The following is a 21,468-nucleotide window of genomic DNA, read 5'->3' as shown; positions in this document are numbered from 1 at the left end:
GGCTTAGTATCTTTAGGGCAATTATATTTTTATGAAGTTATTAGTTGGTTTTTGTAGGGTCTTTGTCGGTATTCTTTTCATTTTTAGTGGTCTGGTAAAACTGAATGATCCTGTAGGGTTTTCTTTTAAGCTGGATGAATATTTTAGTGCCGCGGTACTGGGATTGGAATTTTTACAACCTTTTGCCTTGCCTCTAGCCATTTTCTTGGTCATTCTTGAAGTGATTCTAGGCGTGATGTTGTTGATTGGATTTCAAAAAAGGTTCACAGTATGGTCGCTTTTATTGATGATCATTTTCTTCACGTTTCTCACGTTTTATTCGGCATATTTTAATAAAGTGACTGATTGTGGGTGTTTTGGCGACGCTATTCCATTGACGCCATGGCAAAGTTTTACTAAGGATGTGATCTTGTTGTTCATGATTGTGATTCTTTTTATGAATGTGTCTTTAATAAGGCCATTGTTTAAAAAGTTTACAGGCATGTTGACCACGATGTTGGTAACGATTGGCTGTTTTGGAATTGCGTATTATGTATTGATGCACTTACCTATCATAGATTTTAGAGCTTATAAAACTGGAACTGATATTAACCAAGCGATGCAACCTGATCCAGATAGACCTGATGTGTATGGTTATGACTGGTATTATGATGTTGATGGTAAAGAAGAAATAATTACTACCAAAGGATTACCACCAGAAGGAAGACCTAATTATACAAAAGTAGAGACCAGACTTCTTGAAAAAGGTTTTGAACCGCCCATTCACGATTTTGCCATAACTTCTGAAGAACAAGGTGACATCACTCAAGAAATTTTAAGCGAGCCTAAAGTGGCACTTTTGGTGATGTACAACCTTAATAATGCTGAAAATCGCGGGATGCTCCAGTTGTCTAAGTTTGTGAAATCTGCTAAAGCTGCTGGCTATCGAGTCATTGCTTTGAGTTCTTCTGCGCCTAGCGAGACGGATCAAGCAAAAGAAACCTATGGGCTCGATGTCAATTTTTACACCACTGATGGTACAGCTCTCAAAACAATGATACGTTCTAATCCTGGTGTGGTATTAGTCAAGAATGGCGTGATCACCGGTAAATCGCACTGGAATGATTTTGATGAGCTCAATCTATGATCCAATACCTGATTAAAAAATTGGGGTATGCGTTTCTCACACTGTATGGCGTGGTGACTGTCGTGTTCCTATTGTTTTATCTATTACCTGGAGATCCAGCACAGATGATGTTGGGACAAAATGAAAGCGAAGAGCAACTCGCGGCAGTGCGAGCTAAATACGGGTTTGATCAATCCTTAGGTCAGCAATATGTGTACTTTCTCAATGATTTGAGTCCGCTATCCATTCACTCCAATTCAAGTGATGATTTCACCTACGATGATGGTAAATACACAGGTGTTCGTTTGATCAGCTTTTCAGCAACGAGTTTGATGCTCAAACTACCTTACTTGCGGGAATCCTTTCAAAAATCTGGTAAAAAGGTAAGCCTAGTGATAGGTGAGACCTTGCCCAATACCATCATTCTCGCTGTGGTCGCAATAACAATTGCTTTGTTGATAGGCCTTGTTTTAGGAGTCATCTCTGCTTTGAATAAAGGCAATTGGGTAGATCATACCATACAGTTAGTCAGTACCATGGGCATGAGCGTGCCTAGTTTTTTCAGTGCCATCATCTTCGCATTTTTATTTGGTTACCTGTTGCATGAATTGACGGGCCTACGTATGAGCGGTAGCTTGTATGAATTGGATGATTATGGCGAAAACATACAGTTACAATGGCGCAATTTGATTCTTCCAGCTGTTGTTTTGGGAATACGTCCGTTGGCGGTAATTAGCCAGTTAATGCGCAACAGCCTGTTGGAAGTAATGAGCCAAGAGTATATTGTTACCGCTTACGCGAAAGGTCTTACTAAATACCAGGTCATCACAAAACATGCCTTTAAGAATGCACTTAATCCGGTGATCACTGCGGTGAGCGGTTGGTTTGCCAGCATGCTGGCTGGTGCCGTTTTTGTAGAGTATATTTTTAACTGGAATGGATTGGGCAAGGAAATTGTCGAGGCGTTGAATACGTTGGATCTACCCGTTATAACGGGTGCCGTTTTAGTGATTGCGACATTGTTTATCATGATCAATATCTTGGTAGATTTGATCTATGTGTGGCTGGATCCACGAGTAAAGTTGGACTAAGGTTGCTTCACCCCAATCTTATAGATAGCCGTAAAGACCATTAAGTTCAATATCTTTGAAATAAGTTTAATCGGAAGCTATGCAGCTTCAGAAAAAAATAGTCTTGAAAAATCTTTTATTGTTCGTTTTTCTGACGACATCCTTTATGGGCGTTGCACAAAGTGACGAGGTCCAACTCAAATCAGACTTTGCCAAGTATGCAAGCGCCTTGAAAAGCCGCCAGTACACTCAAGCTACCTCCTATATGCCTGACAATCTCTTCAATGTTTATAACAAAGAGAAGCTGGTCCAGGAAATGAAGCAAACCTTTGAAAGCGCAGATACTGAAGTTAAAATAAATAGTGTAGAAGTTGTGAGCATGGATAGTAAAATCGTGGACGGCAGTCAGGTTTACATACCATTCCAGTTCCGTCAACAATTTGAGCTTAAATACATCAACCTATTTGATGCTACAGATGATGAGCAATCGCGAGACTCCACGACAAAATTTATCGTAGATATGCTCAATGAATCCTTGCCAGATTCATCCATACGTTTTGATAAAAAGAAAGAAGTATTTGCTATCGATAATTTAAAAAATGCGTTAGCCGTTAAGTCAACTACAGATGATACATGGAAATTCCTGGTAATAGAACCGTCACTTAAAAATGTGATGGGTAGATTATTACCAGCAACCGTGATCCAAAAAACAAAATTATGAGAAACAACATACTAGCAGGAAACTGGAAGATGAACTGTGACCTGCCCATGACGCAGGAGCTTATCTTCAACATTAAAAAGCAATTGCCAGAGCAGTTGGATTGCGAGATCATGGTGGCGCCATCGCACCCATTTCTCTATGCAGCTTTCAACGATTCCTTAGAGTCACCTATTGAGGTCATCGCACAAAATGCGTCGCAGCATGATAGCGGTGCTTTTACTGGTGAGGTTTCTATTGACATGCTACAAAGCGTAGGAATCAAAACTGTGATCTTAGGTCATTCAGAACGCCGCGATGTATTCCTTGAAACAGATGATATCCTTGCCGCAAAAACGCACAAAGCTATTGAAAAGGGAATGCGTGTGATATTTTGTTGTGGTGAACACCTTGAACAGCGCAAGAGCGGTGAGCACTTTAAGACAGTTACAGAACAGATTGATAAGGCGCTTTTCAAGCTAACAGCCAAAGATTGGAAACAAATCGTTATCGCCTATGAACCCGTATGGGCCATAGGAACTGGTGAGACTGCCAGCCCAGAACAGGCGCAGGAAATGCACCACCATCTTAGAAAATTTGTAGAAGATAAATATGGTGAGAAAACCGCAGATAAATTGAGCATCCTTTATGGTGGCAGTGTAAAGCCTGCTAACGCTCAAGAAATTTTTGCCCAGCCTGACGTGGACGGTGGTTTGGTAGGTGGCGCATCGCTGGATGCAGATTCCTTTGTAGCGATCGCAAAGTCCTTTTAAATGTCAAAGATTACTGATCAGTTGTACGTGGAGTATACCTTTACTGTAGCTCCGATAGAACCGTGGAACGATGTCTTGGCAGCCCAATTGGGCACCTTGGGATTTGAAAGTTTCATGGAGACAGAAGAAGGTCTTTTGGCTTACATCCAGAAAGATCTGGATCAAGAAGATTTATTGAAGGATCTGGAAATCCTGCAAAGTGATCATGTAGATATCGCTTTCGCGAAAGCGGAAATACCACCAACCAACTGGAATCACGAATGGGAATCCAACTTTGAAGCCATCATGGTAGACGGTCGCTGTGAGGTACGAGCACCCTTTCATGAGAAACACGTTGTGGATTATGACATTGTGATTGAGCCCAAGATGAGTTTTGGGACAGGCCATCATCAGACTACCTATATGATGATGGAACATTTGCTGGAATTAGATTTTAAAAATCAAAAGGTACTGGACATGGGAAGTGGTACTGGCGTTCTTGCCATACTTGCCCAGATGCGCGGTGCAAATGCCGTTGATGCTGTCGATATCGATACCTGGTGTTATGAGAACGCACTGGAAAATGTAGAGCGCAACAAAGCGGATAAGGTAACGGTGATTCTGGGTGGTGCAGAGGTGTTGCAGGACAAATTTTATGACGTGATCATCGCCAATATCAACCGTAATATTCTGTTAGTCGATATTCCAACCTATTCTAAATGTTTGTCTACAGGTGGTTTGTTACTGCTTAGTGGTTTTTATGAGGAAGACCTTGAGGCCATAGAAGCAGCCTGTTTGCAAGCTGGTCTGGAATATCAGGGACATAGAAAAAAAGACAATTGGATCGCGCCGATGTTTCTCAAAAAGTAAATTTGAGTTAAACCAATACCGTAGGTGAGCAACTTTTTTTAATTTTGTATCATTATGAAAATGAGTACATACACACAAGAACTTCCAGAACTGGATGTAGAAGTAGCCGAAAAAAAAGAGAACAAAATTGTCCTGTTCAATGATGAGGTGAATACATTTGACCATGTGATCGATATGCTTGTAGAGGCTTGTGATCATACACCTATACAGGCAGAACAATGCAGCCTTATCGTGCACTACAAGGGAAAATGTAATGTCAAGACTGGCGATTACAGTGATCTAGAACCTCGATGCTCAAAATTGCTGGAAGCAGGGTTGACTGCAGAGATTCAGTAGATACTGATAGTCAAAAACTAAAAACCATCACAACTGTGATGGTTTTTTTATGGTATCAAATCGCGATCTGCTCAAAGAAGGAGCCTATCCTTTTCTCACGATCTACCAGATGGATTTCAATAATCCAGTGCCTTGGCTGGCCAGAGGTGTCTAGTTCCCTTAAAGCCACGTGATTCTCTGGATGGATGTAATTGGTCTTTTCTTCACCATCCAGTTGCTCATGTGGAAAGTGTCCTATCAAATGCCCGGCAATAGGTCCGCCAAATTCCCATCCAGCTTCTTGTGCGAACTGGACGCAGTAATTATACAGTTCTGCGCCAGTGATTTCTGGATGTTCCAAAACATGTTTTTGAGCTACAAACCACAAACGCTCACTATCGCTAGCCAGCCGTTTTTTAGTAGGGTCATTCCCTAATACATAAGTTCTTCCATAATCTGCTTCCCATTCTTCCAGAATAGGGCCAAAATCAAGAAAGACAATATCATCTTTCTTCACCACAAGATCTGGTGGATTTTCATCATAGGGATGCAAGGTGTTCTCACCTGCACGAACAATGCGTTTGTGCCAGTACTTCTTAATTCCAAAAAGCTCTTCAGCCAGCTCAAATACTTGTGTGTTGATCTGTTTTTCGGTCGATCCTGCTCTGATGATGGCTCGCTTTTCGATTTCTTCAAATAGCTGCGCCGCCTTTTTTTCGGCAAGTTGAAGTTGTTCTAGTGTGTTGCTCATGGTATAAAAATAGAGATTAATTGGGGTTCGCTTTCGCGAAAGCGAACTCAAAATATCCCGAGGAGAAAATTCTTTTATTTGTTAAATAAAACTAGCGATATTGATTTATGATAGTAATGCTATTATTTTTACGCACAAATAATTTGGAATGGATACACTACTCAAAAATCTAAAGGTAGAAATTAATGAAAAGATCTTTCTGAAGGATCCTGAATCTTCTGATCTGGGTCGCAGGATCGTGGAAAAAAGCATTCAGATGATTCATGAGATGGGTTTTGAGCAGTTTACGTTTAGAAAACTGGGTAAAGAAATAGGCAGTAATGAGAGTTCTATTTACAGATATTTTGAAAATAAACATAAGCTCTTGTTGTACCTTACTTCGTGGTACTGGAGCTGGTTGGAATACCAGTTGATTTTAAAGACGATGACGATTTCAGATCCTTTAGAAAGGTTGGAGACGGCAGTTTCTATATTGACGAGAGAAGTAGTGCAGGACATGAATTTTGGTCATGTGGATGAGGTAACTCTAAGTAAGATCGTTGTAGAAGAATATTCCAAATCCTATTTGACCAAAGAAGTAGATGAAGAAAATAAAAACGGTTATTTCTCTATTTATAAACGACTAGTACTTAGGTTGCGCGATATGATTGTGGCGGTAAATCCAGAATATAATTATGCGGCGAGTCTAAGTAGTACGATTATAGATGGATCATTGCACCAGCATTTTTTAAAGCGTCACTTTACAGCTTTGACAGACTGTAATCATGAGGTTACAGCTACTGATTATTTCCTTAACCTTATTCACCTTATTGTAAAACCAACATGAAGAAAGATAAAAACATCCTAACCTCCTGGCAGCGATTGACGAGAATGCTGGAGTTGGATAAACGTGATGTCTATCAAATTTTTTACTACGCAATTTTTGCTGGTCTTGTGGGTTTATCGCTGCCACTAGGGATACAGGCGATTATCAACTTGATTCAAGGTGCGCAAATAACAACCTCATGGATACTGCTTGTGGTGGTGGTAACGTTAGGGGTTGCCTTTGGTGGGGTTTTGCAATTAATGCAGATACGTATTACAGAGAACGTCCAGCAGAAAATCTTTACCAGGTCATCGTTTGAGTTTGCCTATCGATTCCCGAAAATAAAGATGAGTGAGTTGCGTAATTATTATCCGCCAGAGTTGGCCAATCGTTTTTTTGATACGCTTACCATACAAAAAAGCCTTTCAAAATTATTGGTGGATTATCCAACCGCGATCTTGCAAATCATTTTTGGGTTGATTCTACTTTCTTTTTATCACCCATTCTTTATCGCTTATGGCTTTCTATTATTGGGTTTAGGCTTTGTGTTGTTCAAGTTTACAGCAGACAAGGGTTTGAAGACCAGTTTAAAAGAGTCCAAGAGTAAGTATAAGGTAGCGCACTGGTTGCAAGAGGTTGCCAGATCCATCATCAGCTTTAAGCTTTCTGGAAACACAACTCATGCAGTAGATCGCAATGATGAGCTCACCACAGAATATCTGGAATATAGGGAAAGTCACTTTAAGGTGATCATCATACAAGCCATCCAGTTTATAGGATTTAAAGTTCTAGTAACGGCCGGTCTACTTCTTATAGGAGGTTTTCTAGTACTTAACCAGCAAATGAACATAGGTCAATTTGTAGCGGCAGAGTTGATTATTTTGATCATCATCGGTGCTGTGGAAAAGATAATTTCAGGATTGGAGTCTTTTTATGACATGCTTACTTCTCTTGAAAAATTAGGTGAAGTAGTTGACAAGGAACTTGAATCCACTACAGGAGAAAAGCCATTTAAAACAGAGGAGAATTTCAAGGTAGAGTTGGAAGACGTTACTTATACGGTAGAAAATCGCACGGCTCCTATATTGAACAACATATCATTGAAACTCACTAAAGATTGTTCTGTTGTTATTAATGGTCCCAACGGCAGTGGAAAGTCCACTCTTTTAAGGCTCATTGCTGGAATCATTGAACCTACTGAAGGTAATGTGTACCTAAACAACACCAACCTAAGAGGCGTAAACCTCAATTATTACAGATCTAACATAGGTCAATCCATGAGCGGTGAGACTCCATTTGAAGGTACCCTACGAAATAACATTACCTATGGTGATCAAAGGATCACTGATGACGAAATATATTGGGCTATGGAGAATGTTGGATTATTACCATATCTCAAAATGCTACCTTATGGACTTGAAACTCATATTTATCCAGAAGGGAAACAAATAAGTCATACTGTAGGTAAGAAGATAGTGCTCGCTCGTAGTATTATCAAAAAGCCTAAAATGTTGATTCTTAAAGATCCGTTGGATCAGTTTGAACCTGAAGAAAGCGAACGCATCATGAAATTTTTGACAGATCCATCTCACGGTTGGTCTATTATAGTGGTAAGCCAGAGTCCACGATGGATGGATCATTGTAGTAGGGTAGTCACCCTTGAAAATGGAAGAATCATAACTGATAAATCGATCTAAGCATGTTGAATATTTCAGAAAACAAAATCATTAACAAGCTGGATTTGAATGAATATACAGCTGGTAAAAGGGTCTTCAACAGGACTCATTTTGAATATTTTAATCGGTTCCTTTTTGGCTTCTCTATTGTGTTACTTATCATTTTATTCATGCCATGGACTCAAACGGTCAATGGTAATGGAGCTGTAACTACCTTGACTCCAGAACAGCGACCTCAAACTTTACAATCACCTATTCCTGGTAGGTTGGAAAAGTGGTATGTACGTGAGGGCGATCGAGTGAGAAAAGGAGATACCATCCTGCAAATAAGCGAGGTGAAAAGTGAGTATTTTGATCCATTGTTAGTAGAACGTACTGGCGATCAAATTAATGCCAAGATCAATAGTGTTAACGCATACGGTCAAAAAGTAGAAGCATTGACGCAACAAACTGGCGCGCTGGCATCAGAGCTATTATTGAAACTCGAGCAAGCTCAAAACAAAATCAAGCAAGCTCGATTCAAGGTAACCAGTGACAGTATTGATCTGGAAGCGGCTCGTACTAATATTGACATCGCGCAGCGCCAGCTGGTTCGTGAACAAACGCTACAGGATGAAGGTTTGAAGTCTGTTGTAGACGTGGAACAAAAGCGTCTCAAACTTCAAGAAACGCAGGCAAAATTGATTTCTCAAGAGCAAAAGCTGCTTCAAAGCCGCAATGAAGTCATTAACGCAAGAATTGACATCAACCGTTTGGAGCAGGAATATGCAGAGAAAATTGCCAAAGCTCAAAGTGATCGATTCAGTGCAGAGTCTGCCCAGTTAGATGTAGCTGCACAGGTAAGTAAATTAGAAAACGATCGTTCCAATTATAGCATACGTAGTGGGATGTTGTTCATCGTCGCGCCACAAGATGGTTACATCAATAAGGCCATCGTCTCTGGTATAGGCGAGACCTTTAAAGAAGGCGAGCCGTTGGTAAACATCATGCCGGCCAACTATGACCTAGCGGTAGAGACTTTTGTTGATCCACTGGACTTGCCGTTACTTTATGTAGGCGAGAAAGTGCGTGTGCAATTTGACGGCTGGCCAGCCATTGTATTTTCTGGATGGCCCAATGCAAGCTACGGTACCTATGGTGCAGAAATCGTTGCCGTAGAAACCTTCATCAGTTCAAATGGAAAATATAGAGTGCTACTCGCTCCAGACGAAACTGATTATGAGTGGCCAGATGCGCTGCGTCCGGGATCAGGTGCCTACACGATTGCGCTGCTGGACGACGTACCTGTGTGGTATGAGTTATGGCGTCAGCTCAACGGCTTCCCGCCTAATTACTACCAGCCTACAGATGCAAGTGGTACTGTTAAAACAAAGAAATAGAATGAGGTTCACGTTATTCATAGCTCTTTTAATAGTGTTGCAGGTAGATGCTGTTTCGCTTTCGCGAAAGCAAACTCAACAACAACCGCCCGAACAAGTTTTGCAGGACACTACCGTTCTCAGCTTTTCAGAGTATTTAGGATATGTCAAGCGCCACCATCCAGTTGCTAAACAAGCAGAGCTACTGCTGGACGAAGGTCAGGCCAACTTGCTGCGAGCGCGTGGTGGTTTTGATCCCAAAATTGAAGTCGATTATCGCCGCAAGGACTTTAAGGGAACGGAATATTATGATGAACTAGCTGGTGTCTTCAAGATCCCAACTTGGTATGGTATAGAATTCAAGGCTGGAGCAGAGCGTAATGAAGGATCCTTTCTGGATCCATCACTTACCGTTCCAGATGGCGGTTTATACAGTGCTGGAGTCAAGGTAGACCTGGCACAAGGATTGTTGATCAATGATCGTATGGCGACCTTGCGCAAGGCGCGACTCTTTGAGCAACAAACCGCAGCAGAAAGAGATCTTGCCGTCAACCAGATCCTATTTGATGCATCTACGGCCTATTTTGAATGGTGGCGAGCTACTAAGGAAGTTGAGGTGTATATCGATATTTTGGACGCTGCCATTACAAGAGAACGCGGCGTGATCATAAGCGCTCGCGCTGGTGATAAAGCTGCGATTGACACGGTAGAGGCTGGCGTGGCAACACAAAACCGATTGCTGGGATTAGAGCAGGCAAGAGTGAACGAGATCAAAAGCAGGTTGCAGCTTTCCAACTTTTTATGGCTGGATGGCGTGCCGGTAGAATTACAACCCAATGTTGTTCCACAGCCCGATTTAAATTCGTCCATAGACGTGACGCTGGGACTTATGGGAACTAGCCTGTCAGAATTTAACGTTGAAAACCACCCTAAAATTCAGGCGCTTAACTTTAAGTTGGATCAACTGGATGTGGACCGGCAATTGAAAGCCAATAAGCTTTTGCCTAAAATCACCGTCGATTACAATTTCATCACTCCAGATTGGGACCGGCTTAATTCCATCACCCAGGATAACTACAAAGCTGGATTGACCTTTGCCTATCCCATTTTTACCAGGAAGGAACGTGGAGATTTACGTCTTGCCAAAATCAAGATCGATGACGCACGCTACGGCCTGCAGTCTGAAACGCTCATTTTGCGCAACAAAGTCATATCTGTGTTTGCAGAGTTGGAAGGTTACAACAGACAGCTAGATATCTCGTCTAACTTAACTACCGGTACGGCACAACTGCTTGCTGGTGAACTGCGCAAGTTTGAATTGGGAGACAGTTCTCTTTTCTTGATCAACTCTAGGGAAGTCAAGTTTATTGAGGCTCAATTAAAGCAATTAGAGGTTCAAAAAAAGTTGTTTGAATCCAAGGCTGCCTTATTTAGAAGCCTGGTGATATTGCCTGAGAATCTGTAATGTAAATTTCCTAACTTTTCTCATTTTGAAAAGCAGGTTTTGAATCTCGCTTTCGCGAAAGCGAATACTCAAAAGGTCTTTCATCTATTAAACTTCCTGAAGAACTGATTCATTCTTTGCCATCAGTTTTATGAAGGGTTTAGGAGCGTATCGAGGCTTCGGTTTTTAACTTTGGTTTTCTTTAAAGCGACGACGATAAAGAGCGTCGCAATTTTGAAATCCAATCTATGAGCACTTTCTTAAAACACACTGTTTTTATACTATTATCGGTTGCCTTTCTTGCATCCTGCAAAGAAACTAAGCCCACCGAATCCATTCAAGAAGAGTCTCTAGCTGTAGACTCCACTTCACAAACCATTACTGAAGTTGCCAGCTTCACAGGTCAACAGGTCACCGGAGTGACTCTGACTGCTGACGGGCGCATTTTTGTGAATTTTCCTAGATGGCGTGAAGGTGTGAAGAACTCCGTAGTAGAAATCAAAGCAGATCAATCCCAACAAAGCTACCCGAACGAAGTTTGGAACGCTTGGGAAATAGGACAGCCTACACAAATGGATCAATTTGTAGGCGTACAGTCGGTAATAGCTTTTGAGAATGAATTATATGTGATTGATACAAGAAGTGTCAAGTTCCAAGAGGTGCTGGATGCACCGCGCATTTACGTATTTGATCTAGAATCTGATGAATTAAAAAAAACCTACACTTTAGGAACTTCCAGCTATTTCCCAGATTCCTATATCAACGACTTGCGCGTTGATCCCATTAAGAACATGATTTACTTGACCGACTCTGGTCACGCAGGATTGATCGTGATCGATCGCGAGAGCGGAAATTCTCGAAGAATCCTTAACGAGCATCCATCTACCACAGCAGAGCAGTCTTATCTCACTTTTGATGGTAAAAAATGGGAAGGCACCATCAATTCTGATGGTATTGCGTTAGATGCGGTCAACAATCAGTTGTATTATCATGCGCTGACAGCCTACAGTTTGTATTCCATCCCAACAGATGATTTACTTACTCAAAGCGAGAAGCAAATCGATCAAAGTGTGACTGATTTGGGTACGACCGCAGCTCCGGATGGGATGATCTTAGATGCTAATGGCAATCTATATTTCGCAGATCTAGAGCACAACAAAATTCAATACAGAAAACCAGATGGCTCGATCCATACTTTGGTCGAAGGAGATAAGGTTCGCTGGGCAGACACGTTTAGCATTTACAATAATGAGTTGTACTATACCAACTCCAGAATCAATGAGGCTACCGGTGACATTTCAAACATGACCTTTACACTTAACAAAACACCGCTGCCTACCAACTAGTTATTGGTGCAAATAAAAATTCACAAACAACAACGATACACATATGAGCCATATTAAAAATAAAAAAGCCATTATCACTGGTGGTAGTCGAGGATTAGGGAAAGCCATGGCGATCGCTTTCGCGAAAGAAGGAATCGACGTAGCAGTTACGGGAAGAGATGAATCTGCCTTGCAAGATACCGTTAGCGAGCTGGAAAAAATAGGAGTGAAAGCCTTCTTCGCGACTTTTGATGTGAGTAATCACGAAGAGGTCAAAACTGGCGTGAACGATCTTATTAGTAAGCTTGGATCTGTGGATATCCTGGTGAACAATGCAGGAATCGCAGCATTTGGTTCTTTTCAAGAGATGGAAGTCGAGCAGTGGTCACAGATAATACAGACCAATGTGATGGGAATGTATTACATGACCAAAGAAGTTTTACCGCACCTTATCGATAAAAATGAAGGAGACATCATTAACGTGAGCTCCACGGCAGGACTTTCGGGTAATGCCAACACATCGGCATATTCTGCATCAAAATTTGCTGTCATTGGTATGTCAGAATCTTTGATGAAAGAAGTACGCAAGAACAACATCAGGGTTTGTACGCTTACTCCTAGCACCATTGCTACAGATATGACGGTAGAGCTGGGAATAGCTGATAAAGATTCAGAAGACAGTGTTCTACAACCTGAAGATTTTGCACAACTGGTAGTGGCTGGATTGAAATTGCCACGTCGCGCCATGATGAAGAGCGCTGCGTTGTGGTCCACCAATCCATAGTAGTTATTTGATTCAAACTTTTGAAATATTGACCTTAACTATTAATACAAGGTCAATGAATAAGTCTATGAAAAAGGCATTTCTAATAAAGATGAGCATCTTGATCATGGTCTTCATGGCTGCCATTGCTTGTAACAAAAGTCAACAATCAGAGGTAGAAGTTGAAGCTGCTACAGAGGAAATTACATCACCAGAAGAAATGTCTCCAGCTAAAGAAGAGTATGATGACGCCGTCGTCAGTTTCAAAAACGGCCGCTGGATTAGCACAGAAGATGCTAATGCCGGTATCGAGATCAGAGATGATAAATGGATCATGTTTTATAAGGGAACAGATCAAAGTCCAGGAGATGTCTACGACTCTACGGTAGAAAGAAAGCCTGCTAATGATTCAAACCCAGAGGCCGCAATGGTCACCTATTTGACGATCAGTAATTCAAATGAAACATTGGAATATGCTCTGTTAGAATACAATGAGAACCTACTTAGTTTAAGTTATTTACGTCGTGGGAATACCTTGAATTACAAACCAGAATAGCCGATTTAGATTGGCTGAGATCGAGACCAAATCTGATGGTAAACCTATACAGATCTAAATTCTGCTTCAAAAAAGCATTCTCATTAGTACAGATCAGGGATTTTAATAACGAAGTGGTAATTAGACTTCCATTTTCTTTAATTCTTCATAGTTTCTCTTCAGCCTTCTAAGCAGTATGCCATAGATCAGACTGTAAATCCCATAGATGATTGCGCAAAAAACGGCAAAGAATAATACCATTACTGTAATATAGCCGGCCATAAATCGCACCTTGTGTTCCTGGAATTCTGTGGAGTTGATCAACTCAGAAAACTCTGGGGAATTGAACAGAAGCATTACTGCTCCAATAATCCCAAAAATCATGATGAAAATAAGGTTGTACCAGATGTACCATTTCATGGTGCGTCTGGTCTTCAAAATATTCTTCATCAACTTACGGGCTGGTTGATCTGCAGATATGTTTTTGTAATTGATCCAGAATCTGTGAATAAAGAATAGAACCACAACATAGCTAAATATATAAGACCCGTAATACAAGGGCTCGCCCAGGGCAGCGACATATCCTTGAACATTTTCTCCATCCATGTAGAAAATATTGATGAGCGTCAATAACACAAATTCGCCTATACCTATATAAAAGATCCATTTTACGATACTGCTCGACTTTTTGGCGATCAGGCCAGTAAGCTGCTGCGCAGTATACGTAGGGTAATCGCTTTTTTGCGATTGCCATTTTGACTTTAGCATATCTAATTGATCCATACTTATGGATTTATAATGTTCGTTAATTTGGTCTTGATCCTGTTCATCTTCACTCGTGCGTTGACCTCAGTAATACCTAGCGTTTCTGCGATTTCCTTGTAATTTTTATCTTCTAGATATAGAAAGACCAGTGCCTTTTCAATATCGTTCAATTGTTTGACGGCGCCGTAAAGCAAGGTGAGTTGCTCCATGGTTTCATCATCCTCAGTGGTATCTTCAATTTTGAATTCCACGGTGTCATAGCGCTGTGTTTGCACACTGCGTTTTGATTTACGGTATAGGGTGATAGCCGTGTTAAGGGCAACTCTATACATCCACGTCGAGAACTTGGAGTCGCCCCTAAATTTGGGATACGCCTTCCATAATTGTATGGTTACTTCTTGAAACAGGTCGTTGTGAGCATCTTGATTGTCCGTATAAAGCCTACAAATCTTATGGACAATATTCTGGTTCGTTTCTAACTGTTCAACAAATTCCTTTTCTAGTTGAGAACTCACTGGTTGGGTTTGGTTACAGGATTAGTATTTCAATCCTTGTTTGTGTTACAAGGTTAGTAAAAGATTGTTAAGCGCAAAGGGATATTGGGGTTCCTGGGTTAATTTTATAAAAAAACCAATCATGCAGATTCCTGCTAGTCAACATCCCAGAGTCGTTATTGTAGGCGGCGGTTTTGGTGGAGTTACGCTTTCGCGAAAGCTAACAGAGCACAAATTTCAAGTCGTACTTATAGACAGGCATAACTATCACACCTTCCAACCACTTTTATATCAGGTAGCCACCAGTGGTTTAGAACCAGATTCCATTGCTTTTCCATTGCGCAGCATTGTTGATGAGACACACGATTACCTGTTCAGAATGGCGGAAGTAGAGAAAGTCAATCTTGAAAAAAACTCCATTACTACAAGTATAGGAGAGATCGATTATGATCATTTGATTCTCGCCACGGGAACCAAAACCAATTTCTTTGGGAACGATAAGATTGAGGAGAATGCACTGTCCATGAAGTCCGTTCCAGAGGCACTGGATATAAGAAGTCTCATGCTTCAAAACCTAGAAAAAGCCACCATCACTGATGATGTGAACGAGCAAAAAAAGCTCATGCGTATCGTGATGTCTGGAGCTGGTCCTACTGGAGTAGAACTCTCTGGAGCCTTTGCCGAATTCAAAAACGGCGTACTCAAAAACGACTATCCAGACATCAATCCAGACTTTATGGAAATCCACCTGCTGGATGGAGCTGATCGAGTCTTGCCACCATTTAGTAGAAAGGCCTCGCTAAAAGCGTATAAGTATTTGAAAGAATTAGGCGTTGAGGTCCATCTGGAAGAAATGGTCACCAACTATGAAGATGACATTGTAACCACTAAAAGTGGTATGCGACTGGAAACTGCTACTTTTATATGGAGTGCTGGTGTGACTGGTGCACATCCCAGCGGCTTTGAAAAGTCCATGATTACAGAAAAAGGAAATCGTCTCAAAGTGGACCTTTTTAATAAAGTAGAAGGAACTGATAATGTGTATGCGGTAGGCGACATAGCCTTTATGAAAACCAAAGATTTTCCTGATGGTCACCCACAAGTGGCACAACCTGCCATACAGCAAGGAGACAACCTTGGAAAAAACCTAATTAGAATGGCTGAAGGTAAAGAGATGAAACCCTTTAGTTATTTTGATAAAGGTTCCATGGCTACCGTTGGTAGAAATCGCGCAGTGGCAGACATAGGTAAATTTACCTTAGGAGGCTTTCTCGCCTGGTTTGCCTGGTTGGGTGTTCATCTATACTTTTTAGTTGGAGTTCGCAATAGAATAGTGGTTTTCCTCAACTGGACCTATAATTACTTCAATTTTGATCGCGCAGCTCGATTGATTATTAGACCTTATAACAAGAGAAATCCGCAACCTAAATCGGTGAGTGAAATAGCCGAAGGAGAAGCAACAATCTAAATAGCCTTTGCTATCTTTGCAATCCATTTTAACAAGTAGAAAATAGACTTATGAGTACATATGACGTAGCAGTAATCGGTTCTGGACCAGGTGGATATGTGGCAGCAATACGCTGTGCACAATTAGGTATGAAAACCGCCATCATTGAAAAATATGACACACTAGGAGGAACTTGTTTGAATGTAGGTTGTATTCCGTCCAAAGCATTACTGGATTCTTCACATCATTATGAAGATGCTACCAAGCATTTTGAAGAGCATGGAATTGAGATTCCTGGCGATATCAAGATCAACTTTGAAAAAATGATCGCGCGCAAAGCAAGTGTAGTTTCTCAAACTTGCGATGGTGTTGCTTATTTGATGAAGAAAAATGAGATTGACGTCTTTACAGGAATGGGTTCTTTTGTAGACGCTACTCACATTAAAATTGAAGGCGAGAAAGAACAGACGATTGAGGCTAAAAAGATCATTGTGGCCACAGGATCCAAGCCAGCAAATTTGCCTTTCATCACACTGGATAAAGAAAGAGTCATTACTTCTACGGAAGCTTTGAAACTTAAAGAAATACCTAAACACATGATCATCATTGGTGGTGGTGTGATAGGGCTGGAATTAGGTCAAGTATATAAACGATTAGGCGCAGAGGTTACCGTAATCGAATATCTAGACCGCATCGCTGCCGCTATGGACAGCTCACTTTCTAAGGAATTGATGAAAGTGATGAAAAAGCAAGGTGTCAAATTCCACCTATCCCATGCGGTTAATAAAGTAGAGCGCAATGGTGATGAGGTGACCGTTACTGCCAAAAACAAAAAAGGAGAAGAAGTAGAATTCAAGGGTGATTATGTCCTTGTTTCTGTAGGGCGTCGTCCTTACACAGATAAACTTAATGCCACCGCTGCCGGTATCAAGATCAACGAGCGTGGACAGGTAGAAGTAGATGAGCACATGAGGACTAATGTCGATAACATCTATGCCATAGGTGATGTGGTGCGTGGTATCATGCTAGCGCACAAGGCCGAAGAAGAAGGTGTTTTTGTCGCCGAAACCATCGCAGGTCAAAAACCTCACGTGAATTACAATTTGATTCCTAATGTAATTTATACTTGGCCAGAAGTCGCCAGTGTTGGTAAAACTGAGGAAGAGCTAAAAGAAGCTGGAGTTGAGTACAAATCTGGTCAGTTTCCTATGAGAGCATTGGGTCGTTCCAGAGCGTCAGGTGATACTGATGGACTCATCAAGATTTTGGCAGACAAAGCCACAGATGAAGTTCTAGGCGTTCATATGATAGGAGCACGCGTTGCAGACTTGATTGCCGAGGCTGTTACCGCCATGGAGTTTAGAGCAAGTTCTGAAGATATCGCTCGCATGTCTCATGCGCACCCAACTTATGCCGAAGCCGTCAAGGAAGCTGCACTCGCTGCGACTGAGGATCGTGCAATTCACGTTTAAAAGCACATGAATAAATAGATAAACCAGCCGGCAATAGTGCCGGCTGGCTTGTTTTTATTCGTTTTGTTAATTCTTTTACGGTTTCTTTAACAAAGGGTCTGAAACTGAAATGCGTTTTTCGTACGTAGTTATTCAACAACCTTATAGACCAATGAATTCTAGATTTTCACCTAAAAAGAATGCACCTTCTGGGCTTCTTTTACTCTTCATTTTATTTTCAAATCTCATTTTTGCCCATACTATCACCGGTATGGTTGTGGATACAGATGATCGACCTTTAAAAGATGTCTATGTGCTTCACGTCAAAACGGGAAAGCACACGCATACTAATGCTAAGGGTTATTTCTCCTTAAACGATGTGGACGAAGGTGATGAATTGCGATTCTCAAAATTGGGGTATTCCGCTTTCGCGAAAGCGATAACAGATGAATCTGAAGTGCTACAAATCGTCCTCGAGGATGCGCCCATAGATTTAGATGCTATTAGCTTAACCAATGATGTTGACGTTCTTAACACTATCACGCAAGCAGATCTTGAAGTGAATCCGGTGACGTCATCTCAAGAAGTTTTGCGAGCCGTGCCAGGTCTTTTTATAGGACAACATGCTGGTGGTGGTAAGGCAGAGCAGTTGTTTCTTAGAGGTTTTGATATCGATCACGGTACAGACGTTGCCATAAGTGTCGACGGTATGCCAGTGAATATGGTGTCCCATGCGCATGGACAAGGTTATGCAGACTTGCACTTCGTCATCCCTGAAACCATTGAGAACATCTCTTATGGAAAAGGTAGCTATGATAAGGCAGTAGGGAATTTTGCTACGGCCGGACATGTGGATTTCCGTACGATGGATTATGTGCGTGAAAATGTAATCAGTTCAGAAATTGGTGATTTCAATTACCAGCGTTATGTGGGATTGGTTCAGGTGTTGGATAATAGCAATACCAGCGCTTATGTAGCTACAGAATATTTGACATTTGATGGGCCGTTTGATAGCCCACAAAATTTTGATCGAATCAACTTATTTGGGAAACTCAATTACATATCTGATAGTGGCAATGAGTTGGGCGTAAGTATCTCGCATTTTGATAGTGAATGGGACGCGAGCGGACAGATCCCGCAACGTGCCGTGGATCGTGGTTTGATAGGGAGATTTGGTGCTATTGATGATACAGAAGGTGGCGAGACCTCACGCACCAGTGTGAACATCAATTATGACATGCAGGTGAGCGATAATGAAACCTTCAGCACTCACTTGTATTATTCTAAGTACGACTTCCTTTTGTTCTCCAACTTTACGTTCTTCCTAGAAGATCCTATTAATGGTGACCAAATAAGACAACGAGAATCTCGTGACCTGGCTGGGCTTGATGCTGCTTATACCTACACAACCCAGTTAGCCGATTATAAGCTTGATTTAACTGCAGGAATCAGGTTACGCAACGATCGCACAGAAGGTAGTGAGTTATCACGCACGTTGAATAGACGTACGACCTTAGAGAATATTCAGTTAGGTGATATTAACGAAACCAACACTTCTGGATTTGTGGGTGCTACCTGGTACGTGAATGATTTCTTGATTGATGCTGGATTGCGATTGGAACGATTCAAGTTCACGTATAAAGATGCGCTGACCACTTTGTACGATACCCAAGCACAAACTGAAACAGCATTGTTGCCCAAGCTGAATTTCAACTACCGAGTGAATGACGATTTCCAGCTGTACTTGAAAAACGGCGTAGGTTTTCACAGTAACGATACTCGTGTAGTGCTACAGGAAACAGCAGATGATATTTTACCTAAATCCTATGGATCTGACTTAGGAGCCATCTGGAAACCTACCAATAGAATTATTGTGAATGCTGCATTATGGTATTTATTCCTGGAGCAAGAATTTGTCTATGTAGGTGATGCAGGTATCGTAGAGCCTAGCGGTGAGACCGAGCGTTATGGATATGACCTAGGATTGAGGTACCAACTGACAGATCACCTTTTCTTTGACGGTAATTTAAACTATGCTCACGCTAGAGCTATTAATGAACCTGATGGTGCAGATTTGATCCCATTGGCTCCTAAGTTCACTTCTACCGGTGGTTTGAGTCTAAAGGATTGGAACGGGTTCAACGCAGGATTTAGATATAGATATATAGGTGATCGTCCTGCAAATGAAGATAATAGCATCGTTGCGCCAGGTTATTTTGTTTCTGACTTGAATGTGAATTACGATATCAGTAACAACCTGAGATTAGGTGTTGCGGTTCAAAACTTATTTGATGTAGAGTGGAATGAAACCCAATTTGCTACAGAATCAAGACTTCAAAATGAAGCTGCTCCTGTGGAAGAAATACACTTTACACCAGGAACACCATTCTTCATTAGAGGTTTGTTGCAGTATAGATTTTAAATCTCAGGAGATTAGTAATTAGAATCACGAGGGTGATCTTGAATGTACTACCAATTTTTGTCTAGAGTTCATGGTGTTGATGGAATCCCAATTACATTTGCATCGTGAACAATTCTAGAACTTCTTATAGCTTCTCTATCTCTGATCAGGCTGCATTCAAAAAGCAACTGTTGCGCTTCTTTGAAAAGGAAGAATTTTTGGTTTTTTTGGATAGTAATGAGGCAGAGTCGGCTACTTACAGTTGTTTATGTGCTGTAGGAGCGATAGATCTATTGCGATGTGCCGCAGGAACCGCTTTTAAGCAATTACGCCATTTTCAAGAAGAGCATGAAGATTGGATTTTTGGTTATTTTGGGTACGATCTGAAAAATGAATTGGAACCACTTACCAGCCAGAATCCAGACGCCTTAGAATTTCCAGATTTGCAATTCTTTGTTCCCCAAATGGTGATAGAGATAAGGCTCGATCAGGTCACTTTCCACACGTATGAAGAGGATCAAAACGAAATCAGCAATCTGTTCGAATCTATCTGTAATCAATCAGCAAGTGAACCTAAAGATTACCGTTCCCAAAGTAAACTTCAAGCCACTGATTCCAAATCAGCTTACCTAGAAAAAGCGCAATCTTTTTTAAATCATATACAGCGAGGAGATATCTATGAAGCTAATTTGTGTACCCAATTTAGCGCCGCGGATGCAAAGCTGGATCCTGTACAAGCTTATCAGGATTTGAATCAAAGCAGTAGACCACCGTTTGCAGCTTACGCAAGATTTCATGATCACTATATCATCAGCGCCAGTCCAGAGCGTTACTTACAGAAATCTGCTGATGAATTGCTTTCCCAACCTATCAAGGGAACGGCCGCACGTTCTAGCAACCAAGCAACGGACGAGCAGCTTAAAAACGAATTGCTCAAGAATCAAAAAGAACGATCTGAAAACGTCATGATCGTTGACTTGGTCCGTAATGATTTGTCACGAGTGGCCAAAAAGGGAAGTGTAGAAGTTTCAGAACTTTTTGGGTTGTATTCTTTCCCACAGGTGCATCACATGATCAGTAGTATTACGGCACAGTTGGACGACCAGCATACAGGAATCGACGCCATAAAGGCTACTTTCCCCATGGGCAGCATGACGGGCGCACCTAAGATCAGCGCCATGAAAATCATTGAAGAAACAGAATCCTTTAAACGTGGTGTTTACAGCGGTGCGGTAGGTTACTTCAAACCCACTGGAGATTTTGATTTTAATGTGGTCATACGCACCCTACTTTACAATGCCCAGAAACGGGTAGTTTCCCTAAGTGTTGGTAGTGCCATTACCATAGCCGCAAATCCTGAAGATGAATACGAAGAATGTCTTGTAAAAGCAGCGGCATTGATGGAGGTTCTCAAGTCCCAAGGCATAGCTTTTTCTTAGATTTG

General features: G+C 41.4%; 20 protein-coding genes. 17 read left to right on the top strand and 3 right to left on the bottom strand.

The window, feature by feature from the left end; genetic code table 11:
* Positions 1-31: 31 nt before the first annotated feature.
* The 6 genes from BST86_RS07565 to BST86_RS07540 all read left to right on the top strand — a co-directional run bounded on the left by BST86_RS07565 (position 32) and on the right by BST86_RS07540 (position 4,830).
* Positions 32-1,126, top strand: a complete 1,095-nt coding sequence (locus BST86_RS07565) for a BT_3928 family protein (RefSeq protein ID WP_105982736.1) — start codon at positions 32-34, stop codon at positions 1,124-1,126.
* Positions 1,123-2,196 carry an ABC transporter permease gene (locus tag BST86_RS07560; protein ID WP_105982735.1) on the top strand — a complete coding sequence of 358 codons (1,074 nt, stop codon included), beginning with the start codon at positions 1,123-1,125 and terminating at the stop codon, positions 2,194-2,196. The genes BST86_RS07565 and BST86_RS07560 overlap by 4 nt, the downstream gene beginning before the upstream one ends.
* A 103-nt stretch (positions 2,197-2,299) precedes the next feature.
* The gene (locus tag BST86_RS07555; RefSeq protein ID WP_146126727.1) at positions 2,300-2,896 is read left to right on the top strand and encodes a hypothetical protein; all 597 of its coding nucleotides are present in this window, start codon (positions 2,300-2,302) and stop codon (positions 2,894-2,896) included.
* On the top strand, positions 2,893-3,645 hold the full coding sequence (gene tpiA, locus BST86_RS07550) for a triose-phosphate isomerase (protein ID WP_105982733.1): 753 nt from the start codon (positions 2,893-2,895) through the stop codon (positions 3,643-3,645). Before BST86_RS07555 ends, tpiA begins: the two co-directional genes overlap by 4 nt.
* Positions 3,646-4,494, top strand: coding sequence for a 50S ribosomal protein L11 methyltransferase (gene prmA, locus BST86_RS07545; RefSeq protein ID WP_105982732.1), 849 nt, complete (start codon positions 3,646-3,648; stop codon positions 4,492-4,494).
* 60 nt (positions 4,495-4,554) lie between these two features.
* A complete protein-coding gene (locus BST86_RS07540; RefSeq protein WP_055413777.1) occupies positions 4,555-4,830 on the top strand; it encodes an ATP-dependent Clp protease adaptor ClpS in 276 nt (91 codons plus the stop codon).
* Between the two features lie 55 nt (positions 4,831-4,885).
* Here the strand turns inward: BST86_RS07540 and BST86_RS07535 are convergent, their stop codons facing one another.
* On the bottom strand, positions 4,886-5,560 hold the full coding sequence (locus tag BST86_RS07535; protein WP_105982731.1) for a M24 family metallopeptidase: 675 nt from the start codon (positions 5,558-5,560) through the stop codon (positions 4,886-4,888).
* A gap of 148 nt (positions 5,561-5,708) precedes the next feature.
* On the opposite strand from BST86_RS07535, the gene BST86_RS07530 reads away from it, so the two are divergent.
* From BST86_RS07530 to BST86_RS07500, 7 genes are all read left to right on the top strand, one after another.
* Positions 5,709-6,386 (top strand): TetR/AcrR family transcriptional regulator, encoded by a 678-nt coding sequence (locus tag BST86_RS07530; RefSeq protein ID WP_105982730.1) that lies wholly within the window; start codon positions 5,709-5,711, stop codon positions 6,384-6,386.
* A complete protein-coding gene (locus BST86_RS07525) occupies positions 6,383-8,062 on the top strand; it encodes a peptidase domain-containing ABC transporter (RefSeq protein WP_105982729.1) in 1,680 nt (559 codons plus the stop codon). The genes BST86_RS07530 and BST86_RS07525 overlap by 4 nt, the downstream gene beginning before the upstream one ends.
* 2 nt (positions 8,063-8,064) lie before the next feature.
* Positions 8,065-9,420: an HlyD family secretion protein gene (locus tag BST86_RS07520; protein ID WP_105982728.1), complete on the top strand. Its 1,356-nt coding sequence runs from the start codon at positions 8,065-8,067 to the stop codon at positions 9,418-9,420.
* Position 9,421: 1 nt separating this feature from the next.
* A complete protein-coding gene (locus tag BST86_RS07515; protein WP_242446489.1) occupies positions 9,422-10,864 on the top strand; it encodes a TolC family protein in 1,443 nt (480 codons plus the stop codon).
* 227 nt (positions 10,865-11,091) lie between these two features.
* Positions 11,092-12,189: an L-dopachrome tautomerase-related protein gene (locus BST86_RS07510; protein WP_105982726.1), complete on the top strand. Its 1,098-nt coding sequence runs from the start codon at positions 11,092-11,094 to the stop codon at positions 12,187-12,189.
* 43 nt (positions 12,190-12,232) lie between these two features.
* A complete protein-coding gene (locus BST86_RS07505; protein ID WP_105982725.1) occupies positions 12,233-12,952 on the top strand; it encodes a 3-ketoacyl-ACP reductase in 720 nt (239 codons plus the stop codon).
* Between the two features lie 55 nt (positions 12,953-13,007).
* Positions 13,008-13,487: a hypothetical protein gene (locus tag BST86_RS07500; protein ID WP_105982724.1), complete on the top strand. Its 480-nt coding sequence runs from the start codon at positions 13,008-13,010 to the stop codon at positions 13,485-13,487.
* Positions 13,488-13,607: 120 nt separating this feature from the next.
* Here the strand turns inward: BST86_RS07500 and BST86_RS07495 are convergent, their stop codons facing one another.
* Both BST86_RS07495 and BST86_RS07490 read right to left on the bottom strand, forming a co-directional pair.
* Positions 13,608-14,249: a hypothetical protein gene (locus BST86_RS07495; protein ID WP_105982723.1), complete on the bottom strand. Its 642-nt coding sequence runs from the start codon at positions 14,247-14,249 to the stop codon at positions 13,608-13,610.
* Between the two features lie 2 nt (positions 14,250-14,251).
* Entirely contained in the window at positions 14,252-14,746 is a 495-nt protein-coding gene (locus BST86_RS07490) for an RNA polymerase sigma factor (protein WP_055413254.1), read from the bottom strand.
* 121 nt (positions 14,747-14,867) lie between these two features.
* Here BST86_RS07490 and BST86_RS07485 point away from each other — a divergent pair, with 121 nt between their 5' ends.
* The 4 genes from BST86_RS07485 (at position 14,868) to pabB (ending at position 21,463) form a co-directional block, all read left to right on the top strand.
* The gene (locus tag BST86_RS07485) at positions 14,868-16,193 is read left to right on the top strand and encodes an NAD(P)/FAD-dependent oxidoreductase (RefSeq protein WP_105982722.1); all 1,326 of its coding nucleotides are present in this window, start codon (positions 14,868-14,870) and stop codon (positions 16,191-16,193) included.
* A gap of 50 nt (positions 16,194-16,243) precedes the next feature.
* Complete coding sequence (lpdA, locus tag BST86_RS07480) at positions 16,244-17,644, top strand: dihydrolipoyl dehydrogenase (RefSeq protein ID WP_105982721.1); 1,401 nt, start codon at positions 16,244-16,246, stop codon at positions 17,642-17,644.
* Positions 17,645-17,795: 151 nt separating this feature from the next.
* Positions 17,796-20,045: a TonB-dependent receptor gene (locus BST86_RS07475; protein WP_105982720.1), complete on the top strand. Its 2,250-nt coding sequence runs from the start codon at positions 17,796-17,798 to the stop codon at positions 20,043-20,045.
* A 104-nt stretch (positions 20,046-20,149) separates the two neighbouring features.
* A complete protein-coding gene (pabB, locus tag BST86_RS07470; protein ID WP_105982719.1) occupies positions 20,150-21,463 on the top strand; it encodes an aminodeoxychorismate synthase component I in 1,314 nt (437 codons plus the stop codon).
* The last annotated feature ends 5 nt before the right edge of the window (positions 21,464-21,468 follow it).

It is taken from the genome of Nonlabens agnitus (genome assembly GCF_002994045.1).
Taxonomy (GTDB): Bacteria; Bacteroidota; Bacteroidia; order Flavobacteriales; family Flavobacteriaceae; genus Nonlabens; species Nonlabens agnitus.
Note: the sequence above shows the minus strand (reverse complement) of the source record. Positions and strands in the feature narration are given on the sequence as shown.

Excerpts from the sequence above, each read along its gene's own strand:
- lpdA (WP_105982721.1), top strand. The coding sequence starts at position 16,244 with ATGAGTACATATGACGTAGCAGTAATCGGTTCTGGACCAGGTGGATAT.
- BST86_RS07475 (WP_105982720.1), top strand. The coding sequence starts at position 17,796 with ATGAATTCTAGATTTTCACCTAAAAAGAATGCACCTTCTGGGCTTCTT.
- BST86_RS07540 (WP_055413777.1), top strand. The coding sequence starts at position 4,555 with ATGAGTACATACACACAAGAACTTCCAGAACTGGATGTAGAAGTAGCC.
- BST86_RS07510 (WP_105982726.1), top strand. The coding sequence starts at position 11,092 with ATGAGCACTTTCTTAAAACACACTGTTTTTATACTATTATCGGTTGCC.
- BST86_RS07560 (WP_105982735.1), top strand. The coding sequence starts at position 1,123 with ATGATCCAATACCTGATTAAAAAATTGGGGTATGCGTTTCTCACACTG.
- tpiA (WP_105982733.1), top strand. The coding sequence starts at position 2,893 with ATGAGAAACAACATACTAGCAGGAAACTGGAAGATGAACTGTGACCTG.
- BST86_RS07530 (WP_105982730.1), top strand. The coding sequence starts at position 5,709 with ATGGATACACTACTCAAAAATCTAAAGGTAGAAATTAATGAAAAGATC.
- BST86_RS07525 (WP_105982729.1), top strand. The coding sequence starts at position 6,383 with ATGAAGAAAGATAAAAACATCCTAACCTCCTGGCAGCGATTGACGAGA.
- BST86_RS07565 (WP_105982736.1), top strand. The coding sequence starts at position 32 with ATGAAGTTATTAGTTGGTTTTTGTAGGGTCTTTGTCGGTATTCTTTTC.
- prmA (WP_105982732.1), top strand. The coding sequence starts at position 3,646 with ATGTCAAAGATTACTGATCAGTTGTACGTGGAGTATACCTTTACTGTA.
- BST86_RS07505 (WP_105982725.1), top strand. The coding sequence starts at position 12,233 with ATGAGCCATATTAAAAATAAAAAAGCCATTATCACTGGTGGTAGTCGA.
- BST86_RS07500 (WP_105982724.1), top strand. The coding sequence starts at position 13,008 with ATGAATAAGTCTATGAAAAAGGCATTTCTAATAAAGATGAGCATCTTG.
- BST86_RS07520 (WP_105982728.1), top strand. The coding sequence starts at position 8,065 with ATGTTGAATATTTCAGAAAACAAAATCATTAACAAGCTGGATTTGAAT.
- BST86_RS07495 (WP_105982723.1), bottom strand. The coding sequence starts at position 14,249 with ATGGATCAATTAGATATGCTAAAGTCAAAATGGCAATCGCAAAAAAGC.
- BST86_RS07485 (WP_105982722.1), top strand. The coding sequence starts at position 14,868 with ATGCAGATTCCTGCTAGTCAACATCCCAGAGTCGTTATTGTAGGCGGC.
- BST86_RS07515 (WP_242446489.1), top strand. The coding sequence starts at position 9,422 with ATGAGGTTCACGTTATTCATAGCTCTTTTAATAGTGTTGCAGGTAGAT.
- BST86_RS07535 (WP_105982731.1), bottom strand. The coding sequence starts at position 5,560 with ATGAGCAACACACTAGAACAACTTCAACTTGCCGAAAAAAAGGCGGCG.